This is a genomic window from Corallococcus sp. CA053C (assembly GCF_003611675.1).
Classification (GTDB): Bacteria; Myxococcota; Myxococcia; order Myxococcales; family Myxococcaceae; genus Corallococcus.
Genome location: NZ_RAWA01000491.1, coordinates 1 through 6,426, shown reverse-complemented (window position 1 = coordinate 6,426; position 6,426 = coordinate 1). Strand labels below are relative to the sequence as shown.

Here is a 6,426-nt window from a genome sequence, read left to right as displayed (position 1 = left end):
GAGTTCGTCGGCAGCGTCAGATGTGTATAAGAGCCAGGTGGGGAGGTGGGGATTACCCAGGGGGATGCCTGAAGGTCACGGCATCCACCGGGTCGCCCGGGTGCACCGCCGCTGCCGTCGCCGGAACTCATCTGCGCCGCGTGTCAGGGCGTGGAGCGCGTGCGGAGACAGCGTCGGGCCCGGTGAGATCGAGCGGACACCTGGCCCCCGCGGGCGCTTGCCGACCCGGGGGCCCCTGGGGACGATGGCGGCATGACGACCGCCCTGTCCTATGCCCACGGCACCAGCACCACCCCGCTGCTGGGAGAAACCATCGGTCAGAACCTGCGCCGCACCGTCGAACGGTACGGCGACCGCGAGGCCCTGGTGGTGGCGTCGCAGGACTACCGCGCCACGTGGCGACAGCTCTGGGACGCGACGACGCAGGTGGCGCGGGGCCTGCTGGCGCTGGGAGTCCAGAAGGGGGACCGGGTGGGGCTCTGGTCGCCCAACCGCTTCGAGTGGACCGTGGCGCAGTACGCGCTGGCGCGCACGGGCGCCATCCTCGTCAACCTGAACCCGGCCTACCGCACGTCGGAGCTTGAGTACGCGCTCAACCAGGCCGGCGTCAGCGTGCTGCTTCTGGCGAAGGGGTTCCGGCAGACGGACTACCTCCAGATGCTGGCGGAGGTGCGGCCCCGGTGTCCGGGGCTGCGCGAGTCGCTGGTGCTGGACTCGGACTGGGGCCGGCTGATGCAGGCCGGCGCGGCGGTGGGCGAGGACGTGCTGGCGGAGCGCGAGGCGTCGCTCCAGTTCGATGACCCCATCAACATCCAGTACACGTCCGGCACCACGGGCTTCCCGAAGGGCGCCACGCTGTCGCACCACAACGTGCTCAACAACGGCTTCTTCGTGGGCGAGGTGCTGCGCTACGGCCCCGAGGACCGCGTCTGCATCCCGGTGCCCTTCTACCACTGCTTCGGCATGGTGATGGGCAACCTGGCCTGCACGTCCCACGGGGCGACGATGGTGATCCCAGGAGAGGCGTTCGACCCGCTGGCGGTGCTCCAGACGGTGCAGGCCGAGCGCTGCACGTCGCTCTACGGCGTGCCCACGATGTTCATCGCGGAGCTGGACCACGCGCGCTTCGGCGAGTTCGACCTGAAGTCGCTGCGCACCGGCATCATGGCGGGCTCACCGTGTCCGGTGGAGGTGATGAAGCAGGTGCAGTCGCGGATGCACATGCGCGAGGTCACCATCTGCTACGGCATGACGGAGACGTCGCCCGTGTCCACGCAGAACCTGCTGGACGACGCCCTGGACAAGCGCGTGTCCACGGTGGGCCGCGTGCACCCGCACATCGAGGTGAAGGTGGTGGACCCGGACACGGGCGCGGTGGTGCCGCTGGGGCAGTCGGGAGAGCTGTGCACGCGGGGCTACAGCGTGATGCTGGGGTACTGGGAGAACGCGGTGGCCACGGCGGCGGCGGTGGACCGCGCCGGGTGGATGCACACCGGCGACCTGGCGACGATGGACGCGGAGGGCTACGTCAAGATTGTCGGCCGCATCAAGGACATGATCATCCGGGGCGGGGAGAACGTGTACCCGCGCGAGGTGGAGGAGTTCCTCCACACGCACCCGGAGGTCAGCGAGGCGCAGGTCATCGGCGTGCCCAGTGTGAAGTACGGCGAGGAGGTGATGGCGTGGGTGCGCCTGAAGTCCGGCGCGACGCTCACCGCCGACACGCTGACGGCCTTCTGCTCGGGCCGCATCTCCTCGTACAAGATTCCCCGCCACTGGAAGTTCGTGGACAGCTTCCCGATGACGGTCACGGGCAAGGTGCAGAAGTTCAAGATGCGCGAGGTGTCCGTCGCCGAGCTGGGGCTGGGCGACGTGGCCACCATCAAGACGGCCTAGCGCGCGGCTTCGACTTCGGCTTCGCGGCGGCCTTCTTCGCCGGGGCCTTCTTCGCCGGGGCCTTCTTCGCCGGGGCCTTCTTCGCCGGAGCCTTCTTCGCCGGAGCCGTCTGGGCCGGGGCCTTCTTCTTCGCCGGAGCCTTCTTCACGGCGGTGCGGGCGGCGGCGTCCACGGCGCGGCGGGCCCAGGGCAGCAGCATGCGGCCGTTGTCCTCCGCGTCCACGGGCGGCGTCCAATAGTTCATCTGGTGGGTCTTGCCCTTGCTCTCGTAGGAGAAGGGCCGGCACCCTTCCGCCTCGAAGGCGGGGCGGGTGACGTCATCGACCTTGAGGTAGAGCTGGCCCTTGATGATGAGGCCGAACATCCGGCCGCCGAACATCAGGCCCCAGCCGCCGAACATGGAGCGGGCTTGCACCCGACCCAGCGGCTGTAGCAACTCCAACGTGTACTCCACGAAGCTGTCCGTACGGGGCATGGCGCTTCCTACTCCGGCCGAAGCTCGAAACTGAAGGTGGAACCGCGGTCGGGCTCGCTCTCGACGGTGATGATGCCGCCATGGCCCTGGATGATCTGCTTCGAGATGTAGAGCCCGAGCCCCAGCCCGCTGGCCTCGCTCGCGGAGGTCGCACGCTCGAAGCGGACGAAGATGCGCTCATGGTGCTCCGGGGGGATGCCGATGCCTTCATCCCGCAGGCTGAACCGCGCCCGTCGTCCCCGCCGTTCGAGCCTCGCGTGCACCGGCTTGCCGGGCGCGTACTTGAGGGCGTTGATGATGAAGTTCGTCAGCACCTGTTCGATGCGCGCGGCGTCGAGCGGCAACACGATGCCCTCCTCGATGTCCCGCTCCAGCGGACACCCGGCCGCTTCGAACTGGGATTCGAAGCGCTCCAGCACCTCCGACACCAGCAGGGAGAGGTCCGTCTGGGCGCGATTCACCGTCAGCTTCCCGGTGCTGATGCGGGACACGTCGAGCATGTCATTGACCAGGCGGCCCAGTCGCTCCACCTGGAGGAGCGTGCTGCCGAGCAGCTTCTCGAACCGCTCCGGGGGGAACGCCGTGAAGCCCTGCCTCGCCAGGGCCCGCTGGCTCATCTGCGTCTGCAGCTTGAGCGTGGTCAGGGGCGTGTTGAGTTCGTGGGAGGCGACGCCCAGGAACGTGTCCCGTGAGACGATGGCCGCGCGAAGGTTGTCCGCGAGCAGCTCAATCTCCTTCTGCTCGTTGACCTGATCCGTGACCTCGTAGATGACCGCCAGGATGCCGTCGATCCGCCCGGCCGGGTCGCGCTTGGCCTGGTAGGTGAAGTTGACGAACAGCTCCCGTTCGGCCCCATCGCCCTGGACCATGGACGCGCGCAGCTTCGCGCCATGGAAGCTCTTCCCCGTCTGGTACACGCCGTCGAGGATCTCGTAGAAGCCCTGGCCCTCCAGCTCCGGGAGCGCCTCCCGGACGGTCTTGCCCAGGAGGTCCATCACCGGGCGGCCCCCGAACAGCATGGACATGAAGGGCGGGTTGACGAAGGTGTAGACGTGGCTCGGGCCGCTGAGGATAGCGATGCCGAGCGGCGCCTGCATGAGGAAGCTGTGGAGCTCCTGGCGCGCGCGCCGTCCCTCCTCCTCCGCCCACTTGCGTTCACTGATGTCGAGCGCCGTGACCACGAACCGCGTCGCCTTCCCGGCCGCGTCGAAGGACACCTGCCCGCGCGCCTCCACCCAGCGCGAAGGGCCGTCCGGGGAGACGTCCACCCGGTGCTCCAGGAGGTAGCGGCCCTGCTGTTCGCCCGCGAGCGCGGCGTCGATGGCGCCTCGCAGCCGCTCGCGGTCCTCGGGATGGACGTGCTCCAGCGCCCGCGCGAGGCTGAACCCGGCTGCCTCCGGGAGCCCGAAGAGCGCGGCCATCCGCGCGTCCGCCTCCATCTTCCCGGTGACGACGTCCAGCTCCCAGGTGCCCACGCCGGACGCCTCCACGACCCGGCGGAGGCGCTCCTCGCTGCGACGCAGGGACTGCTCGCTGAGGATGCGCCCGGTGGTCTCCGTGCACACGACCAGGGTGCCGCCAATCTTCCCGTGGTCGTCGAAGACGGGCGAGTAGCCGTAGGTCCAGTAGACGTCCTCGATGCGGCCGTTGCGGAAGATGGGCACGAGCTGGTCCTCGTTCCAGCTGGCCTTCCCCTCGCGCATGACGTCGTCAATTTGCGGTCCGATGATGGGCCAGATCTCCGGCCACGACTCGCGCCCCGGGAGCCCGAGCGCCGCGGGGTGTTTGCCCTTGCCGAAGCTGGGCACGTAGGCGTCGTTGTAGAACTGGATGAGCTGGGGGCCCCACCAGAGGAACATCGGGTGGCGGGAGTGGAGCAGGATGCGGATGATGGTCCGCAGCGAGACGGGCCAGCCTTCCACCGGGCCCAGGGGCGTCGCGGACCAGTCCTTCGCGCGCATCCGGGCCGCCATCTCCCCCTCACCGCTGAAGAGTTCCTCCACCTTCACGTCGTCAGACTCCCAGCGCTGTTCAAGGCGGCGAAGTTCTAGGAGATCCTCCCGCTCCGGAACAGTCCCCGGGCCCGGTAGCTGACACTCCGCTCCATGCCTGCCCGGTCGCCCACCACAGGGTGCTAGCGGCCCGTGGGCGTGAAGTGTTGTTTCACGTGTTCGGTGATGGCGTCCTTGAGGGCGCGTGCCGCGGCGGTGAGGTAGCCCTGTCCCCGGTGCACGAGCGCCACCTGCCGGCGCGGGCTGCCGCGCGTGAGGGGCACCACGTCGAAGCCGTGGGCGGGCGCGTCCCTCGCCATGAGCTGGGGCACCACCGCCACGCCCAGGCCGCGCTCCACCATGCGGCCCAGGGCCTCGGCGGTGTCCGTCTCCAGGGCCACCCGGGGTGTCACGCCGCGCGCCTCACAGGCCGCCTCCACCGCGCGCGCGCCCGCCATGCCGGGGATGCGCACCCACGTCTCGTCCACCACCTCCTGGAGCGCCACCGGACGTCCCAGCCGCGTCAGCCGGTGGCCGCGCGGCACCGCGAGCACCAGGGGTTCATCCCAGAGCTGCTGCGTGACGAGGTCCACCCGTCGCACGGGCAGCGACAGGATGGCCAGGTCCAGCGTCCCCCGGGCCACGCCCTCTTCGAGCACCGGGGCGTGGTCCTGGCTCAGGCGGGGGCGCACCTCGGGGTGGCTGCGCGCGAAGGCGGCCATCAGGTCCGGGAGCAGGTACGCGCCCACGGTGGCGAGCGTGCCCAGCACCACGGGGCCGCGAGCCGTTCCGGACAGGCGCTCCAGCTCCGCGCGGCCCGCGGAGATGGCCTCCAGGGCGCGCGTGGCGTGGGGCAGGAAGCGCTCCCCGGCGTCGGTGAGGACGGCGCCGGACGGCGTGCGCACCAGGAGGCGCGCTCCCACCTCCGCCTCCAGGGCCTGGAGCTGGCGGGACAGGCCGGACTGCGACAGGCCCAGCCCGCGCGCGGCGGTGGAGACGCGGCCCTCGCGGGCGATGTGGAGGAAGGCGCGGAGTTGTTCGGAGGTCATGCGCTCTTGGCAAGGACTCTATGCCGAAGATGCGATTTCCGCATGGTGCCCGGCGGCGTATGGAGGGGGCATGGATGGAACCGGTGGGGCGGTGGACGTGGGCACGCGGATGCAGCCGGGCGGTGCGCGGCGGGTGGCCACGGGGGCGGTGTTGCTGGCGCTGGTGGTGGCCGCCTTCGAGGGCACGGTGGTGACGAGCGCCATGCCCACCATCACGCGGGAGCTGGGCGGCGACGCGCTCTACTCGTGGGTGTTCTCCGCGTTCCTCTTCGCTTCGACGGTGGGCGTGCTGGTGAGCGGCAAGCTGGCGGACCGGCTGGGCCGCAGGCCGGTGTTCTTCGCGGGGATGGGGTTGTTCCTGCTGGGGTCGGCGCTGTGCGGCCTGGCGACGTCGGTGCCGGCGCTGGTGGGCTTCCGGGTGATGCAGGGGCTGGGCGCGGGGGCGTTGCAGCCCACCACGCTGACCATCAGCGCGGACCTCTACACGCTGCGCGAGCGGGCGGCCATCCAGGGGCTGTTCACCGGGGCGTGGGGCGCGGCGAACGCGCTGGGGCCGTTGATTGGCGGCTGGCTGGTGATGCACGCCTCGTGGCGGTGGGTGTTCCTGGTGAACCTGCCAGTGGGCGTGGTGTCCGCGACGCTGTTGCACCTGTCCTACCGGGATCCGCCCCGGCGCGAGTCGACGCGGTTGGATCGGTGGGGGCCGCTGCTCGCGGGGAGCACGGTGGCGTTGTTGCTCTTCGCGCTGGAGCCGGGCGCGGCGCGGGCGCGAGGGTTGTGCGTGCTGGGCGCGGTGGTGGTGGCGGCGCTGTTCGTGCGGCAGCAGCGTCGGTCGTTGGCGCCGTTGCTGCCGGCGGAGCTGGTGACGGATCGGACGGTGCTCAGCGGCATCGCGGGAGGGCTGTTCGCGGGCGCGCTGCTGTACACGATGTCGGCGTGGGTGCCGCTGTGGATGACGGAGCAGGGTGGGCACTCGCCGATTGGAGCGGGGCTCGCGCTGGTGCCGATGTTGTTG

5 protein-coding genes are annotated in these 6,426 nt (G+C 70.4%); 2 read left to right on the top strand and 3 right to left on the bottom strand.

Annotated features, from left to right (window positions below):
* The first annotated feature begins 252 nt into the window (after positions 1-252).
* On the top strand, positions 253-1,896 hold the full coding sequence (locus tag D7V97_RS38165; RefSeq protein WP_120615512.1) for an AMP-binding protein: 1,644 nt from the start codon (positions 253-255) through the stop codon (positions 1,894-1,896).
* On the opposite strand, the gene D7V97_RS38160 is transcribed toward D7V97_RS38165, so the two are convergent.
* The 3 genes from D7V97_RS38160 to D7V97_RS38150 all read right to left on the bottom strand — a co-directional run bounded on the left by D7V97_RS38160 (position 1,883) and on the right by D7V97_RS38150 (position 5,411).
* Positions 1,883-2,371 carry a TfoX/Sxy family protein gene (locus tag D7V97_RS38160; protein WP_120615511.1) on the bottom strand — a complete coding sequence of 163 codons (489 nt, stop codon included), beginning with the start codon at positions 2,369-2,371 and terminating at the stop codon, positions 1,883-1,885. The genes D7V97_RS38165 and D7V97_RS38160 overlap by 14 nt on opposite strands.
* An 8-nt stretch (positions 2,372-2,379) precedes the next feature.
* Positions 2,380-4,380: an ATP-binding protein gene (locus D7V97_RS38155; RefSeq protein WP_120615510.1), complete on the bottom strand. Its 2,001-nt coding sequence runs from the start codon at positions 4,378-4,380 to the stop codon at positions 2,380-2,382.
* A gap of 125 nt (positions 4,381-4,505) precedes the next feature.
* Positions 4,506-5,411 (bottom strand): LysR family transcriptional regulator, encoded by a 906-nt coding sequence (locus tag D7V97_RS38150; RefSeq protein WP_120615509.1) that lies wholly within the window; start codon positions 5,409-5,411, stop codon positions 4,506-4,508.
* Between the two features lie 70 nt (positions 5,412-5,481).
* Here D7V97_RS38150 and D7V97_RS38145 point away from each other — a divergent pair.
* On the top strand, positions 5,482-6,426 hold a 945-nt coding region (locus D7V97_RS38145; protein ID WP_120615508.1), incomplete at its 3' end, for an MFS transporter.